The following is a 15,234-nucleotide window of genomic DNA, read 5'->3' as shown; positions in this document are numbered from 1 at the left end:
TATTTTGTATACAGTATTTCATTATTTTATTTATGTTATTTTTGTTATTATTTTATGTGAAATCCGTATATACAACATCAATACATTTTTAGAGGTAATATTACATTCAAAACACTTATATACTTTTTGAACACCACTAAACATACAATTATTGATATTATTTCAATGATGAGTTTGCAAATTTCTACAATTTAACAAACCACTAAATCTTTATATGATTGTTTAAAATAAACATATTAATTAATTATAATAATTCTACTTACGCTATTTTATTTTGACAAACTGTAATGTCTAACGCCATTGCTGCATTACAAGGATAAATTATCCTTGTCTATTATTCACGTTTCAGCAGAGGATAGCAAGTAAATTAAAGTGATTATTTTATAAACAATTAAGTATTAATTTTAAACGCTCAATAAAATAGGCTAAAAGTATAATAAAATGCAGCATTAGTCGCTAGTTTTCTAAATTTGATTTTGTCTAAATTTTCCACATCATTACTGATAGTTTTATGACCTATTTTAGTAATTTACAAACCTAACATTAACACAGGTGCATATCCCAATTTTATCCGTATAATATAATTTAGATTTGCTTACAAAATGAACGAATATTTATCTATGGAATTACCTGAAAAAATTGCCTTAATTGATTTTACCCATCGTTGGATTGCTCAATTTGATGGTGCACCCAAAAGTGAAGAGTTACATTCATTACCTTCTCCTTGTATTACAAAAACCGAAAATCTTACTGTTTATTGGCAGCCTTATTTACTTATTCCACCAAGAAATTTAACCATCGTTGAACAAGTAATTAATATAAAAATACATCAAAGCGCTCATATTTATTATGGCACACAATATGCGGCTAATATGGCTGCAAAGTTTGCCGATATTGATGTAATTTTACTTCAACCATGGAGTGATGACGACTTCTCTAATTTAGAGCAGAATTTAATTGCGCATTTATCACAGCAAAAAAAATTAAAACGCCATCCGACTCTTTTTATTGGCTCAACTAATAAGGACACTGAAATTATTGCAATAAATAATTTAACTGCTGAAATTGTTAAAGAAGATTTAATAACAGGACAATTAATCACATTGGCACCTGATTTAAAATCATTTCTTGAAAAACTTGAAATTGAAAGTTAACAATTTGTATTTGAAAACACCAATAGTGGTAAAATTATTGCTTCGAAGCCTGATTGTTAACGAAATTGTAACTTGCCAAACAATGTGTATATAATGCATTGAAGCTCAAAAAAAGAAATAGGTATATTATGTTTGAATATTTATTAGCAGCGCCTGCAGATCCCATTTTAGGTTTAGCGGATCTTTATAACAAGGACGAACGCACTAACAAAATCAATTTAAGTGTTGGTGTTTATAAAGACGAGACGACCAAAACACCTATTTTAGAAAGTGTAAAAAAAGCTGAGCATCTGATTTTAAATGATGAAATCACAAAAAGTTATTTACCAATTGATGGTCTTAACTCATTTAATAATGCTACCCAAATTCTACTATTTGGTACTGAAAATCAACGAGCTAGAACAGCTCAAGCACCTGGAGGCACTGGTGCATTACGAATTATGGCTGATTTTTTATCTCGACGTACCAAAGTAAAACGAGTATGGATAAGTAATCCATCTTGGCCTAATCATCGTAGCGTATTTCAAACCGCAGGCTTAGAAGTTCGTGAATATCGTTACTACAATCCATTAACGCGAGACCTAGATTTTGATGGTTTAATGACTGATTTAAGTCAAGTTGTCGCTGGTGATGCGGTACTATTTCATGGCTGCTGCCACAACCCAACTGGTATCGATCCAACGCCTGAACAATGGCAAGCTATTTCGGAATTAGCGTTAAAAAACGGTTGGTTACCACTATTCGACTTAGCTTATCAAGGATTTGGACAAGGAATAGAAGAAGATGTATATGGACTTAGACTATTTGCCAATAACCAACCAGAACTCCTAATTGCTAGTTCTTACTCAAAAAACTTTGGACTTTATAATGAACGTGTTGGGGCATTTACTTTAATTGCTGCTGATAGCGAAATTGCCGATCGAGCATTTAGTCAAGTAAAAACTATTATTAGAGCCAATTACTCTAATCCACCAGCACATGGTGCCAAAATTGTCTCTTATATTTTAAATAATGATGAGCTAAAAGAAGAGTGGATTGACGAATTAACCAGTATGCGCCAACGCATTCATCGTATGCGACAGTTATTTGTAAAAACACTACAAGATAAAAGTGCTAACCAAGACTTCAGCTTTATTGCTAAACAAAATGGTATGTTCTCATTTAGTGGTTTAAGTGAAGAACAGGTAATAAAATTGCGTGATGAGTATGGCATCTATATGGTCAATTCAGGTCGTATCAATGTTGCGGGAATGACTATCGATAATATGTCTAGACTTTGTGAATCAATAGTTGAAGTGTTATAAAAATATTATTAGCAAAATTTTGGACGATTTAATTTGTAGTTGTAAGGGCTGTATCATGATATATAGGCATTTTTTATTTAAAGCATCAAGGATTGTAAAATGATTAGTAAAGATTTACGCTCAGTTTTAAATGCGGGTTCGATAATTATTGGTTTAATTAACGCAAAATTTTTTTATTTTTTTATCTCTCTAATTATATTATTCGTTAATCTCTTTGTTAGTTCAAATATACTAAGGAATATCGGTTATCTTTTCTTTGTGATTTTTGTCGTGACTTTCATACTTAGTATTTATATAAATCTAAAAAACTCAAATAAAATAAAATTTTTAGCAAAAAATTTAAATATGAGTTGGACGCCTGATCTTACTATAGGAAAAATAAATGCAACTTCTGTTATATATTATCCCAATAGTAAGACTTTTTATTTTGTGAATCCAGTTGCAAATATATATGCTAGTGTTCATCATGATTTTTTCAGAAATGTTGAACTGGAAGTAACGACAAAAACGGTAGCTAAAACAGAGGGTAATAGAAATTCAGCAAAAACGCATTATAAAGAAAAAGAATATTATAGTTTAATACTTTTTACCAATGATTTTAATATGCCAAGAATTTCAATTCCGATAAAAAATGGCAATGATGCCAGAAACTGGAAAGCAAAATTAGAATTGCATATTGCACCATAGAACTAAGTATGACAGCAATATCGTCTATTCTATTGCTGTCAAGAATCATCATCAAAAACAGTGAATCATACTATTTACCGATTCATCAAGCAGTAGCCTGAATATTATCCGTGCTAAATTATTTTAATGCAAAGATAAATAAGTGTAACAAAATGAAGTTAAACATACTGAGCTAACACAAATAATTATCGATTATCTTTTAATTATATAAAGTCTAATTCTTATTTTTATTCACTTTTATAAATCCCCACTTAAGTAGTCGTCTGATAGCAAATATATAAATTGATATGGAGTATCAACCCAAAATCCAACCAGTTCATCAATAATTGGCAATAATGGTTCGGTTGAAACCAAAATGAGCTAAAACTCAACGTTTTTATTCCATTTTGTTATATCAATAGACAAACTGATTATTAGACGATGATTGAATTATTATGAATAATTATTAAACAGAGTAGAGAATAATTATTGAGGGTGATTTAGTGGCATCACACGTTATAGATTTTTTGATTTTAGGTAATAATTTTGGCACGAGTGAAATGCGCGCCATTTGGTCAGAACAACATCGTTTAGAAAAACAAATACAAGTTGAGGTTGCCCTAGCGCAAGCACAAGGTGAACTAGGTGTGATTCCACGCGAGGTTGCCGATGCAATTATTGAAAAAGCCGATGCCTCTCAACTATCTATTGAACAAATAGCCGATGAAGCAGCTAAAGCCAAACACTCCTTAATGTCAACCATTAATGCACTGCAAAAACAAGTGGGTGAAGCGGGTCAATTTATTCATTATGGTGCAACGACCCAAGATATTGTTGATACGGCGACAGTCTTACAACTAAAACAATCATTTGCAATAATTGAACGTGATACCAAACTGATCGCGAATGAACTCAAACTGTTAGCAAAAAAATATCAATTTTTACCTATGGTAGGTCGTACCCATGGTATGCAAGCATTACCGACAACATTTGGTTTTAAATTAGCGGTTTGGTTAGACGAGTTTGTTCGTCATTTACAACGTCTATCTGAAATAAAACAAAGAGTTTTAGTCGGCAATATTAGCGGAGCTATTTGTACTTATGCATCAATGGGTGAATTGGGTCCACAAGTGGAAAATCGTGCATTAACTTCACTTGGACTAAATACACCCAATATTGGTTGGCAATCTGCACGAGATCGTTTTTCTGAATACGCGTCAGTTATTGCTCTTATTAGCGGTTCGCTTGGCAAAATTGGTAACGAATTTTACAACCTTATGCGAACAGAAATTAACGAAGTCGAAGAACCCTTTTCAGATGGTAAAATTGGCTCAACTACCATGCCTCATAAGCGTAATCCAGCCGCCTTAGAAGGTTTAGCTAGTCTTACCGCACCTCTATTAAAAAGTGTAGCACTTATTCATGAATCAATGAAAGTTGAACATGAACGGGATGCCATGAGCTGGCGGGCAGAATGGATTGCCCTGCCAGAAATTAATCTTTATATTTCAGCACAACTTCAAACCGCTTTAGCTGTTTTAAAAGGACTAAAAGTCAATGCTGATCAAATGTTAGCTAATTTAAAAAAACAAAATGGCTTACTGTTATCAGAAAAAATAATGTTCGAAATTGGCAAGCGATTAGGAAAACAAACTGCTCACCATTTAATTTATGAAAATGCTATGCAAGCATTTGAACAAAACCGGCCATTTAAATCACTCCTATTGGATGATCCACGTTTAAGTGAACAATTTACCGAGTCTGAACTTGATAATTGGTTAAATCCAATTAATTATCTGGGGTCTGCACCACAAAAAGTCGACCAAGTAATCAAATATGCGGAGCAAAGCGGAGTATTATTATGAATTTTCGCTTAATCAGCTGTTCCGATATTCCAGCATATCAACAATTATTGCACCGAGCATATCAAGCTACGTCACAGTTAGGCATTCATTTTGCAGCAGCTACTGTCGAACCTGAAGAAATAATTCATCATATTGATTCGAATGCAGTTTATATAATAGAAAAGGACAATAAATTAATATCAACCTTAAGCATACGTTTTCCATGGGGAAATAACCCAGGACCTTATGGATTACCACATTTAGGCTGGTTTGCAACAGATCCAATTTATAAAGGAAAAGGCTATGGTAATGCTTTATGGGATTGGGTTGAAAAAGAAGTTTTAATTAACCAACTTAAGCTTCCCGCCGTAACTTTAGGTACAGCAGCCAATCATCCATGGTTAGCCAATATATATCGCAAAAAAGGATATCAACAAATAGGGCAAGTAAATTTAACCAGTGATCACACTACCCTTTATTTTGAAAAAATATTAAATCACAAAAACTATTCCGAATGGAAAAAGAGGAGTCATCAATAATGAAAAAAATAATAACATGGTTTTCTGCTATTTTATTAATTACCCTGAGTGGTTGTGATAATCAATCAAACAATCAGGCGGCGGAACAAAACATTATAAAAGTAGGCTCAACCGGTCAAAGTTACCCGAATGGTTATAAACAAGATGGAAAGTTAGTTGGATTTGATGTCGAAGTCACAGAAGCAATTGCCAATGAGTTAGGTTTTAAAGTTGAATGGGTAATTGCTGAATTTGGTGGATTAATGGGCCAATTTGACTCAGGTCGTTTAGATACGGTAGCAAATGCAGTGGCAGTTACACCAACTCGTCAAGCTAAATATGATTTTTCTCAGCCGTATAGTTTTTATGGTAGTCAAATTGTTACACACAAAGATAATAACAATATTAATCAGTTAACTGATTTTAATGGTAAAACTATTGCAGGGGTACTTGGTTCAAACCATATTAATAATCTTAAAAAAGCATTTCCTAATAACGAAATTACGATCAAAACCTATGAAACTCGAGATGGAGCAATGCATGATACAGAATTTCAAAGAGTCGATGGTTATGTCAATTCAAAACCAATTTTATTGGCAGAAATTAAACGAAAAAATCTACCATTCAAATTAGTGGGCGAACCAATTACTATTGAACAAGTTGCCTTCCCATTTAGTAAGGATGAAAAAGGTAAAGCTTTACGAGAAAAATTTAACCAAGCCATCGAAAAATTACGTGTTAATGGAACATTGAAAAATCTTTCAATTAAATATTTTGGTGAAGATATTACCTCATGAATTTTAATATAAACTATTTCTTTAGTGTATTCCCGCAGATATTACCTTATCTGCCAGTTACACTTTTTATTGCCATTATATCATTTATGTTTGCCACTATATTAGGGCTTGCTATTGCTTTGATTAGAAACAATAAAATTATTGTAATTGATTCTTTTTTGGCGCTGTTTATTTCTTTATTTCGTGGAATTCCATCTGTCGTTTTACTGTTTATTATTTACTATGGCCTACCACAAATATTTCCAATTATGAAACAGGTAGGCGCAACCACGGCGGCTATTATCTGTTTTAGTTTAAAATATTCAGCTTATTTAGCCGAGATATTTCGTGCTGGCTTAACTTCGGTTGATCTTGGACAAAAAGAAGCAGGATTAACCTCAGGATTAAGTACAATTCAGGTTTATCGAGGAATTATATTACCTCAAGCGATGATTAATGCTTTACCGAATGCGGGGAATATGTTTATTTCACTACTCAAAGACTCTTCTGTAGCATTTTTTGTCGGGGTACAAGAATTATTAGCAGCAGGAAAAATGTTAACTGCTAATTCTTTTCTCTATTTTGAAACTTACTTAGCCGTCGGTATTGTTTACTGGCTAACAGTTGTCGCCTATTCATGGTTACAAAAGCAGTTAGAACGTAAACTAACTAAACCATATCATCGTTAAGGAGAGCATGATGATTAGTGTATCTCATTTATCAAAACGATTTGGAAATAATGAAGTTTTAAAAGAAATAAATCTTAATATCAAAGAAGGTGAAGTCGTTGCCATTATTGGACCATCCGGATCGGGAAAATCAACCTTATTGCGTTGTCTTAATTTACTTGAAAAACCTAATACAGGAACGATTCGTATTGATAAAGTAATACTAAATAGTGAACATTACAACCATAAGCAAGAGACCAATTTACGCAAACAATCAGCAATGGTTTTTCAACACTACAATTTATTTAGAAATAAAACAGCTTTAGAAAACATTACTTATCCATTAATTGTTGCACAGAAAATGAAGAAAAGTGAGGCACAACAGTACGGAATATCATTGTTAGAGCGAGTTGGAATGTTAGCTTATGCTGATCAATATCCTGTAACATTATCGGGAGGGCAACAACAACGTGTTGCAATTGCTAGGGCATTAGCTGTAAGACCAAAAGTATTATTATTTGATGAACCAACTTCTGCGTTAGATCCTGAGAGAGTTCATGAAGTTTTACAAGTGATGCTGAAACTAGCCAAAGAAAAGATAACTATGCTAATCGTAACCCATGAAATGGAGTTTGCAAAGTATGTGGCCGACCGCATCATCTTTATGGCTAATGGTATTATTGTTGAGGAAGGGCCAGCAAAATCATTAATTGATAACCCACAACACGAGTTAACTCAACGCTTTTTACGGCAACTCAATGATGATATTGATTTTGAAATTTAAGCTTATATTTATAAAATAATTAACTGTTTATAGTAGATATCAAAGCATTTTCCAATGCGATATGAGTAATTGTTTAATATCCATACCATTGGCTAGAGCATAGATATCAGACAATAATTGTTGTGCTTTAATTTCATTTTGCAATGCTCCAAATAACTTAGCGGCCAATTCTTGTTGGCTATAAGGATTTTTAGGTGATCCTTTAGGAATATCCAGTCGTTGGCTAATTTTTTGTCCATCATTTAATACTATTTCAATAACGACATAGCGCTTATTATATGCATCAGGATGAGGAGTTAATTGTATATCATAACTACGCTGCATTTTTTGGATTAATTGTAGGATATTGTCAGCTATTGGCTTTGAAGCAAATTGTTCAAAATCGATAGGTATACCGAGTAAAATCAATGCCAAAATATATTCTGCTGAAAAACGTCCTTGCTCAGCTAATAATGGCTTTTTATAGATCAGTGCTGCATCACTATTAATTGGTGCAAAGAAAAGAGTAATATAATCAATATTATCTACATTAAACTTAGGATGCTTATAAATTAACTTACCCGCATCAGCAATATATGAAGCGGCAGAACAATATGAATAAGTCTTAAACCATAACCCTGGTTCAACAATTTTCCATGGCTTAGCCCAGACAGTTAAATCTAAATTATCATTGCCTTGTCCATATATTGATAAAAAACCGAGGTTATCATCAAGAAAATCCTTATCTGCTGAAATCCCAGCTCTTAACCATTCAACCGATTGTATAGCATGTTGTGCAGCCAATCCCGCATGCAAAAATTTTATTGGTGTCCCCATCATTAATCGCAGACCTGACGCTTGCGTCGCAGCTAAAGTTAATGCTTGAGCAAGAAATGGTTCATCATATAAATAACAAATAGCAGCTGTTGCGGCAATACCACCTAAAGTGATTGTTGTATGCCAACCTTTTTCATAATGTTCAGGATTGACACATCGTCCCAATAAGGCCATAACTTCAATACCTATTACATAGGCAGTTAAAAAACGACGACCATCTAAACGCATTAATGAATCATCTAAGCGGATACTAGAAAATAAGGCTGATAAGATAACCGCTGATGGATGACCACGTACATCAATATGTACATCATCATAATCTAAACAATGTGCTTGAAAACCATTAAATAATGCTGCTTGCCGGCTAGTTGCTAACTTTTTTTGACCAATTAGCCAAGCTCGATTGTTGCCACCTTCATCATTTATCCATGCCAGTAATTTCTGAACATTAGTTTCATTAGATGCCTGTAAGCTACTCGCAAAATAATCAATAACACCATTAATTGCACATTCAAGGACTGATTGTTGCTCAATAATTGGTGTATTTATTATTAACAAACTCAATTGTTGACCTAGATTCATTATAAACTCTCATACAAATCTCAATAAATATTGAGCAAATAGTGGATACTAAATATGCTTTTAAAAGATTATATCGCTATATCTTAATAACTAGAAATAATCATTATTTAGCAATCTAGCTTGATAACACTTTATATGTGCTAAAATATCTCTACGCTTAAACATCACGAAAAAATACATCCAATTATGTCAATATGTTATATTGCCTTAGGCAGTAATCTTAACGATCCATTAGCTCAAGCTAATCAAGCTATTGCAGCCCTAAAACAATTACCCAATACCGTAGTTACTGACATTTCACCATTTTATCGCAGTAAACCGCTCGGTCCACAAGATCAAAATGATTACCTCAATGCAGTTATAAAGTTAACCACCTCACTTAAACCTATAGCTTTATTAGATGAACTACAAGCAATAGAAAAATCACAAGGTCGGGTACGCAAAGATAATCGATGGGGAGCAAGGACATTAGACTTAGATATATTATTATACGATGACTTAATAATAGACAACGATAGACTAACAATTCCTCATTATCATATGAAAAATAGAGAATTTGTACTCTATCCTTTATTTGATATTTCACCAGAACTCATCTTACCTGATAACGATAAGCTGTTTGATTTAATTAAAAAATGTCCTTTGAATAATTTAAAAAAATGGGATGAATAATTAATCTTATTAATAACATATAGTTGTAATATTCTGCACTTTTAGCACAAAAAAAATAGTAAAAAAAATTTGCCAAAGGCTAATTTATTGCTATAGTTTAGCGCTTGAAAATAATGTGTATTTAAGGGGATTGCTGTGAAAAAGGAACAAAAAGTAAATACATCTTCTCTTAGTCTGCTATCAATTGCTGGGCTTGAGCCTTATAAAGAGGCAAAAGGTGAGGAGTATATGAATCCTAAGCAATTGAAACATTTTAAACTAATCTTAGAAGCGTGGCTTTCACAATTACAAGGTGAAATGGGTAAAACTGTCTCTCATATGCAAGATGAGGCTGCTAATTTCCCAGATCCAGCTGACCGCGCAACTCAAGAAGAAGAGTTCAGTTTAGAACTAAGAGCGCGTGATAGAGAACGCAAACTTATCAAAAAAATTGAAAAAACATTAAAGAAAATTGAAACCGATGATTTTGGCTATTGTGAATCATGTGGTGTTGAAATTGGTATCCGTCGTTTAGAAGCAAGACCTACCGCTGATTTATGTATCGATTGTAAAACATTAGCTGAACTTCGTGAAAAACAAATGGGTATGTGATTCTCATTTAACTATTCTTTCTATCCTATACGCCCATGCAATATATTGGTCGTTTTGCTCCGTCACCTTCTGGACCATTACATTTTGGTTCGTTGGTGACAGCTCTCGGTAGCTACTTACAAGCCAAGGCCAGCAATGGTAAATGGCTTGTTCGTATTGAAGATATTGATCCCCCAAGGGAAGTCAAAGGCGCATCATCTTTAATATTAAAAACACTAGAAGCTTTTAATCTTTATTGGGATGATCAAGTTTTATATCAGTCTAACTGTAGTGAACGTTATCGATCAGTGTTAGCATCATTAATTTCTGAGCAAAAAGCTTACTATTGTGATTGTACCAGACAACGGATCCATAGCCTTAAAAACAATATTTATGATGGATTTTGTCGTGAGCGACATTTAGCATTAAATAACGTTGCTATTCGTTTAAAGCAAAATCATCCGATTTTCTCTTTTGATGATAAAATTAGAGGTCAACAAAGCATTGATCATATCAATGCACTAGAAGATTTTATTATTCATCGAAAAGATGGATTATTTGCTTATAATCTAGTTGTTGTATTAGATGATAATTATCAAGGAATAACCGAAATTGTTCGTGGTGCAGATCTATTACCTGTGACCGCTAAACAGATTTCACTTTATCAATTATTTAATTTTACAATCCCAAATTACTGCCACTTACCATTAGCTTTAGATAGTCATGGTAATAAACTCTCGAAGCAAAATCATGCCTCTCCAATTGATATAAAAAAAACCAAATTATTAACGGTGCAAGCATTACAATTTTTAGGTCAACAAATACCCGAAAATTGGCAAGATGCCACACAGAAAGCGTTATTAGATTGGGCGATATCACACTGGGACATTAATCATATTCCCAAACAAGACTGTATGTTAACCACCAATATAAGATAAATTAGGTGTGATACCTAAATGGTGGGTATGTAATAAATGTTTTTCAGGTTTTATTAATAGTGAAGACAAAATTCTAGCTTTAAGTTGCGCTTTTTGCTCAGAGCTTTGTAGTAAATCCCGTAAATCAACCGCTGCATCACCAAACAAGCAATAATGTAATTTACCGATCGACGAGACACGTAATCGATTGCAACTTTTACAAAAATCCTTTGAATACGGCATAATCAGACCTATCTTACCTCGATAATCACTATGCGCATAAACTTTAGCAGGTCCAGAGAACGCCTCTTTTGACTGTAATTGCCAACCTTGTTCAATAAGTTGTGATTCCATCACATGACCAGCTAAATGATAACGATTAAATAATTCACGGCTTTCTGTTGTTTCCATCAATTCTATAAAACGTAACTCAACTGAACGATCTTTAATCCAAGTTAAATAATCAGCCAGATGGTCGTTCATATTTTTCATCAAAACGGTATTAATTTTAACTTTCCTAATACCTACTTCTAATGATTTTTCAACGCCTTGAATCAGCTCACGTAATTTATCTTGGCCTGTTATTTGTTTAAAAATGTAAGGAGAAAAACTGTCAATACTAATATTAATAGCATTAAGTCCTGCTTGTTGCCAATAATGCACATTTTTTAATAACCGTGAACCATTGGTTGTGATAGCGAGTTGTTTGATGCTGGGATAAGCAGAAATTATTGACAAAATATCTATAAAGTCTCGACGCAAAGTCGGTTCACCGCCCGTTAACCGAATTTTATGTACACCAAGTTCAGTAAACGTTGACACAACATTGTCAATTTCATTTAACGATAAAAAGCGATGATCTTTATTAGTTCGATAACCATTAGGTAAACAGTATTGGCACTGAAAATTACACTGCTCGGTAATCGACAAGCGTAGATATTGAAATCGACGCTGAAAATTATCCATTAATTGCATATCACAAACACCTTATCCAAATCGGGAAGCATAGCCATTTCTGCGCTATACCGCGGCTAGTCCACCATATGAAACTCACTTAGGTGAAAAAGCTTCAGAGTTTGTTTAAGTCTAGCATAGACACTATTTATTGACTACGGACAATTATCACTATTCGATGATTGATTAGATGATTCAATTTCATCATTATTCCTTTCAGTATGAATAACGGTAATGTAATTAGGTATCGTCGGCGCACAGCGATAAAGATAGACCCACTGCATTCCATTTTGTTCAATTTTTATGTAATGCTTAATTAATTTGTCACTTTCAGTATCGCTAGGCGATTGTTGATCTTTATATTGATCAAGAAATTCTTTTATTATTTCCTCACCATCGGTTAATGGACCTTTATAATTTGCTATATAATTTGCACTTAACTGCTCTAATTTCTTTAAGAATAATGCTTGCTCTTTTTCAATATTAAACTGCTTAGGATTATGATAGCCTAAAGTGGTATAAATCCTGTCTGCGATCGGTGAACCTGTGTTGACTTGTTTTTTTTTGCGAGAAAATATATTTAAAGGGGGCAACAATATTATCCCAAAAATAAAGAGATACAATGTCGGCACCAATGAGATTTGCAAATAGAGCTGTATCAAGCCCCAAATACAACTTGAAATGCCGATCATCTCCAAGGCCTTTACAATCAGTGATTTGCGAGTTTTAGGATTTTCAATGCTCGCTTCTGTACCCTCTATAACATAAGGATGCATCCATATTATATGATCAGCAGGTCGACGTAGCGCATAGGCAAAATAGCTGCCACCATCAATTGGGTCAACCACTACCTCAACATAATCACCGTCAGCAAAAGCAACACGACTACAAACCCCTTCAATTAGTTTATCACCTAATTTAAATCGGTAATATTGTTCAATATTTGGCGTATCATTCTTGCCGGATGAATCCTGTGCAGCAATCATTTGATTGATTTTATACACCACAGCGAGATAACCGATTGAGTTTAAATCAATATCAGCACACCCAGCTAATTTACGGGCTTGAATAAAAGTCTCTCGTGATGGATAGACTGCTAAATCGGTGATATAACCAGTGATAATTTGATAATGTTCAATCGAGGTTGTCGTGCAAGGTTTCATAAAATTCCTTCTCTATTGCGCGTTGATGCTATCTAATCAATAATTGGTAGTCAGTTAGGCAATGTTGGCTTTTTACAATAATACGCCTTTATATTGTGCTAACAGTTTAAATTCGGCGTCTGCGGATCATTAAATATGTCACTCGTACCTGCAAGATATAATTTTTAATAAGTAAATAAAAATCCTTTCTCATTGATAACTCACTAACCATAAAATCCAGTCTATTTAACATGTTAATTTTTTAACATTTTTTATTATAGAGTAATTATTATTCTGCCTCTAGAGATAATTTTTTACTCACCTAATTGGTTTATATTTAAGCTTATTTTCAGCTTTGCTTAGTATTCATTATATTTCAGTATATAATGATTTCCTTGTCGATAAAACCGTCAAATGGAGGTTGTGATGATTACCCATATAAGTCCGTTAGGATCAATGGATTTACTTGCGCAGGCTGAAGTTGATATTTTAAAAAAATCAGCAAATAGCGAACTTTATCAATTGTTTAGAAATTGCTCATTAGCTACTCTTAATGCGGGTAGTAAAACGGATAACACTAAAGAATTACTAGATAGATTTAAATCGTTCGAAATTAACGTTATCAGTAAAGAGCGTGGAGTTAAATTAGAGCTTATTGATGCACCTGAAAGTGCTTTTGTCGACAAACGCATTATTCGCTCCATACAAGCTAATCTGTTTGCGGTTTTACGTGATATTCTTTTTTTAAATGGCCAAATTACGGCAATTAAACACTTGGTACCTAACGAGAAGCTTGAAAAAGAGCACTCCTATTACATCACCAATCTTGTTTTTTCTATTCTGCGTAATGCCAATGCCCTACACGTTGGCGAAGAGCCTAATCTAATTGTTTGTTGGGGTGGACACTCAATTAACGAAAGTGAATATTATTATGCTCGTCAAGTTGGTATGCAACTTGGATTACGAGAACTTAATATCTGTACAGGCTGCGGTCCGGGAATAATGGAAGCACCAATGAAAGGCGCCGCTGTTGGTCATGCACAACAACGTATAAAAGATAGTCGCTTTATTGGTATGACTGAGCCATCGATAATTGCAGCCGAACCACCAAATGCATTAGTTAATGAACTCATCATTATGCCAGATATCGAAAAACGACTTGAAGCGTTTGTTCGAATGGCGCATGGTATAGTTATCTTTCCTGGCGGACCTGGTACTGCTGAAGAACTACTTTATATTTTGGGGATTATGCTCAATCCTGCTAATAAAAATCAGACTTTACCAATTATTCTAACGGGTCCAAAAGAGTGTGAAGATTATTTTGACGCGATTGATCAATTTATTCGTAATACTTTAGGCGAAGAAGCGACTAAATTGTATGAAATTATCATTGATTCACCTGAACAAGTTGCACGCATAATGAAACATGGGGTAAAACAGGTTAAATCATCACGGTTAGCAACTGGTGATGCTTATGGGTTTAACTGGTTACTCAAAATTGATGAAGCATTACAGCACCCATTTGAACCAACCCATGAAAACATGGCATCACTTAATCTACATAAAGATCAGCCAGTTGAATTATTAGCTGCTGATTTACGCCGTGCTTTTTCTGGAATTGTTGCAGGTAATGTTAAAGAGTTTGGTATGAAGCAAATTGCTGAACATGGTCGCTATAAATTGCAAGGTGATCCTGAAATCATGAAGCAATTAGATAATTTACTGCTTAGCTATGTAAAACAAGATCGCATGAAGCTTCCTGGCGGTAGTGCCTATCAACCTTGTTATGAAATTTGTTATTAATTAACCTTAATATTAGCCAGTTATACTTCGCCGATACAAAAATCGGCGGAGTATTTAGCAATAT

Annotated in this window: 15 protein-coding genes and 1 riboswitch; of the genes, 12 read left to right on the top strand and 3 right to left on the bottom strand. The window is 33.8% G+C overall.

The features are described from left to right. Positions 1-602: 602 nt before the first annotated feature. The 8 genes from syd (at position 603) to J3U24_RS09710 (ending at position 7,714) form a co-directional block, all read left to right on the top strand. Positions 603-1,154: a SecY-interacting protein gene (syd, locus tag J3U24_RS09745; protein ID WP_267337677.1), complete on the top strand. Its 552-nt coding sequence runs from the start codon at positions 603-605 to the stop codon at positions 1,152-1,154. Between the two features lie 128 nt (positions 1,155-1,282). After that, positions 1,283-2,458: an aromatic amino acid transaminase gene (locus tag J3U24_RS09740; RefSeq protein WP_267337678.1), complete on the top strand. Its 1,176-nt coding sequence runs from the start codon at positions 1,283-1,285 to the stop codon at positions 2,456-2,458. Between the two features lie 99 nt (positions 2,459-2,557). Further along, complete coding sequence (locus J3U24_RS09735) at positions 2,558-3,145, top strand: hypothetical protein (RefSeq protein WP_267337679.1); 588 nt, start codon at positions 2,558-2,560, stop codon at positions 3,143-3,145. A 482-nt stretch (positions 3,146-3,627) separates the two neighbouring features. Then, entirely contained in the window at positions 3,628-4,989 is a 1,362-nt protein-coding gene (purB, locus tag J3U24_RS09730) for an adenylosuccinate lyase (RefSeq protein WP_267337680.1), read from the top strand. Then, on the top strand, positions 4,986-5,507 hold the full coding sequence (locus J3U24_RS09725) for a GNAT family N-acetyltransferase (protein ID WP_267330993.1): 522 nt from the start codon (positions 4,986-4,988) through the stop codon (positions 5,505-5,507). Before purB ends, J3U24_RS09725 begins: the two co-directional genes overlap by 4 nt. Next, positions 5,507-6,283 (top strand): amino acid ABC transporter substrate-binding protein, encoded by a 777-nt coding sequence (locus J3U24_RS09720; protein ID WP_141673889.1) that lies wholly within the window; start codon positions 5,507-5,509, stop codon positions 6,281-6,283. The genes J3U24_RS09725 and J3U24_RS09720 overlap by 1 nt, the downstream gene beginning before the upstream one ends. Continuing rightward, entirely contained in the window at positions 6,280-6,951 is a 672-nt protein-coding gene (locus tag J3U24_RS09715; protein ID WP_267337681.1) for an amino acid ABC transporter permease, read from the top strand. Before J3U24_RS09720 ends, J3U24_RS09715 begins: the two co-directional genes overlap by 4 nt. 10 nt (positions 6,952-6,961) lie before the next feature. Then, a complete protein-coding gene (locus J3U24_RS09710) occupies positions 6,962-7,714 on the top strand; it encodes an amino acid ABC transporter ATP-binding protein (RefSeq protein ID WP_065735247.1) in 753 nt (250 codons plus the stop codon). Between the two features lie 39 nt (positions 7,715-7,753). On the opposite strand, the gene J3U24_RS09705 is transcribed toward J3U24_RS09710, so the two are convergent. Beyond that, positions 7,754-9,112, bottom strand: a complete 1,359-nt coding sequence (locus tag J3U24_RS09705) for an MmgE/PrpD family protein (RefSeq protein ID WP_267346997.1) — start codon at positions 9,110-9,112, stop codon at positions 7,754-7,756. A gap of 186 nt (positions 9,113-9,298) precedes the next feature. Here J3U24_RS09705 and folK point away from each other — a divergent pair, with 186 nt between their 5' ends. The 3 genes from folK (at position 9,299) to gluQRS (ending at position 11,292) form a co-directional block, all read left to right on the top strand. Next, positions 9,299-9,784 carry a 2-amino-4-hydroxy-6-hydroxymethyldihydropteridine diphosphokinase gene (gene folK / locus J3U24_RS09700; RefSeq protein WP_065561770.1) on the top strand — a complete coding sequence of 162 codons (486 nt, stop codon included), beginning with the start codon at positions 9,299-9,301 and terminating at the stop codon, positions 9,782-9,784. A gap of 135 nt (positions 9,785-9,919) precedes the next feature. Continuing rightward, positions 9,920-10,375 (top strand): RNA polymerase-binding protein DksA, encoded by a 456-nt coding sequence (dksA, locus tag J3U24_RS09695; protein WP_065561769.1) that lies wholly within the window; start codon positions 9,920-9,922, stop codon positions 10,373-10,375. Positions 10,376-10,410: 35 nt separating this feature from the next. Further along, positions 10,411-11,292, top strand: coding sequence for a tRNA glutamyl-Q(34) synthetase GluQRS (gene gluQRS, locus J3U24_RS09690; RefSeq protein ID WP_267330989.1), 882 nt, complete (start codon positions 10,411-10,413; stop codon positions 11,290-11,292). Here gluQRS and moaA read toward each other — a convergent pair. Together moaA and J3U24_RS09680 are read right to left on the bottom strand one after the other, a co-directional pair. Beyond that, a complete protein-coding gene (gene moaA, locus J3U24_RS09685; RefSeq protein WP_267337683.1) occupies positions 11,272-12,246 on the bottom strand; it encodes a GTP 3',8-cyclase MoaA in 975 nt (324 codons plus the stop codon). The genes gluQRS and moaA overlap by 21 nt on opposite strands. Continuing rightward, a riboswitch (molybdenum cofactor riboswitch) is annotated at positions 12,239-12,358 on the bottom strand. Its footprint overlaps the gene before it by 8 nt. Before the next feature lie 22 nt (positions 12,359-12,380). Beyond that, positions 12,381-13,388: a hypothetical protein gene (locus J3U24_RS09680; RefSeq protein WP_267330988.1), complete on the bottom strand. Its 1,008-nt coding sequence runs from the start codon at positions 13,386-13,388 to the stop codon at positions 12,381-12,383. A 405-nt stretch (positions 13,389-13,793) separates the two neighbouring features. Here J3U24_RS09680 and ppnN point away from each other — a divergent pair, with 405 nt between their 5' ends. Then, positions 13,794-15,170: a nucleotide 5'-monophosphate nucleosidase PpnN gene (ppnN, locus tag J3U24_RS09675; RefSeq protein ID WP_220225506.1), complete on the top strand. Its 1,377-nt coding sequence runs from the start codon at positions 13,794-13,796 to the stop codon at positions 15,168-15,170. Positions 15,171-15,234: the final 64 nt, after the last annotated feature.

This window comes from Gilliamella sp. B2785 (genome assembly GCF_026537005.1).
Lineage (GTDB): Bacteria > Pseudomonadota > Gammaproteobacteria > Enterobacterales > Orbaceae > Gilliamella > Gilliamella apicola_E.
This window is presented reverse-complemented; position numbering and strand designations above follow the sequence as displayed.

Excerpts from the sequence above, each read along its gene's own strand:
- syd (WP_267337677.1), top strand. The coding sequence starts at position 603 with ATGAACGAATATTTATCTATGGAATTACCTGAAAAAATTGCCTTAATT.
- J3U24_RS09740 (WP_267337678.1), top strand. The coding sequence starts at position 1,283 with ATGTTTGAATATTTATTAGCAGCGCCTGCAGATCCCATTTTAGGTTTA.
- J3U24_RS09735 (WP_267337679.1), top strand. The coding sequence starts at position 2,558 with ATGATTAGTAAAGATTTACGCTCAGTTTTAAATGCGGGTTCGATAATT.
- J3U24_RS09725 (WP_267330993.1), top strand. The coding sequence starts at position 4,986 with ATGAATTTTCGCTTAATCAGCTGTTCCGATATTCCAGCATATCAACAA.
- J3U24_RS09720 (WP_141673889.1), top strand. The coding sequence starts at position 5,507 with ATGAAAAAAATAATAACATGGTTTTCTGCTATTTTATTAATTACCCTG.
- J3U24_RS09715 (WP_267337681.1), top strand. The coding sequence starts at position 6,280 with ATGAATTTTAATATAAACTATTTCTTTAGTGTATTCCCGCAGATATTA.
- J3U24_RS09710 (WP_065735247.1), top strand. The coding sequence starts at position 6,962 with ATGATTAGTGTATCTCATTTATCAAAACGATTTGGAAATAATGAAGTT.
- J3U24_RS09705 (WP_267346997.1), bottom strand. The coding sequence starts at position 9,112 with ATGAATCTAGGTCAACAATTGAGTTTGTTAATAATAAATACACCAATT.
- folK (WP_065561770.1), top strand. The coding sequence starts at position 9,299 with ATGTCAATATGTTATATTGCCTTAGGCAGTAATCTTAACGATCCATTA.
- gluQRS (WP_267330989.1), top strand. The coding sequence starts at position 10,411 with ATGCAATATATTGGTCGTTTTGCTCCGTCACCTTCTGGACCATTACAT.
- moaA (WP_267337683.1), bottom strand. The coding sequence starts at position 12,246 with ATGCAATTAATGGATAATTTTCAGCGTCGATTTCAATATCTACGCTTG.
- J3U24_RS09680 (WP_267330988.1), bottom strand. The coding sequence starts at position 13,388 with ATGAAACCTTGCACGACAACCTCGATTGAACATTATCAAATTATCACT.
- ppnN (WP_220225506.1), top strand. The coding sequence starts at position 13,794 with ATGATTACCCATATAAGTCCGTTAGGATCAATGGATTTACTTGCGCAG.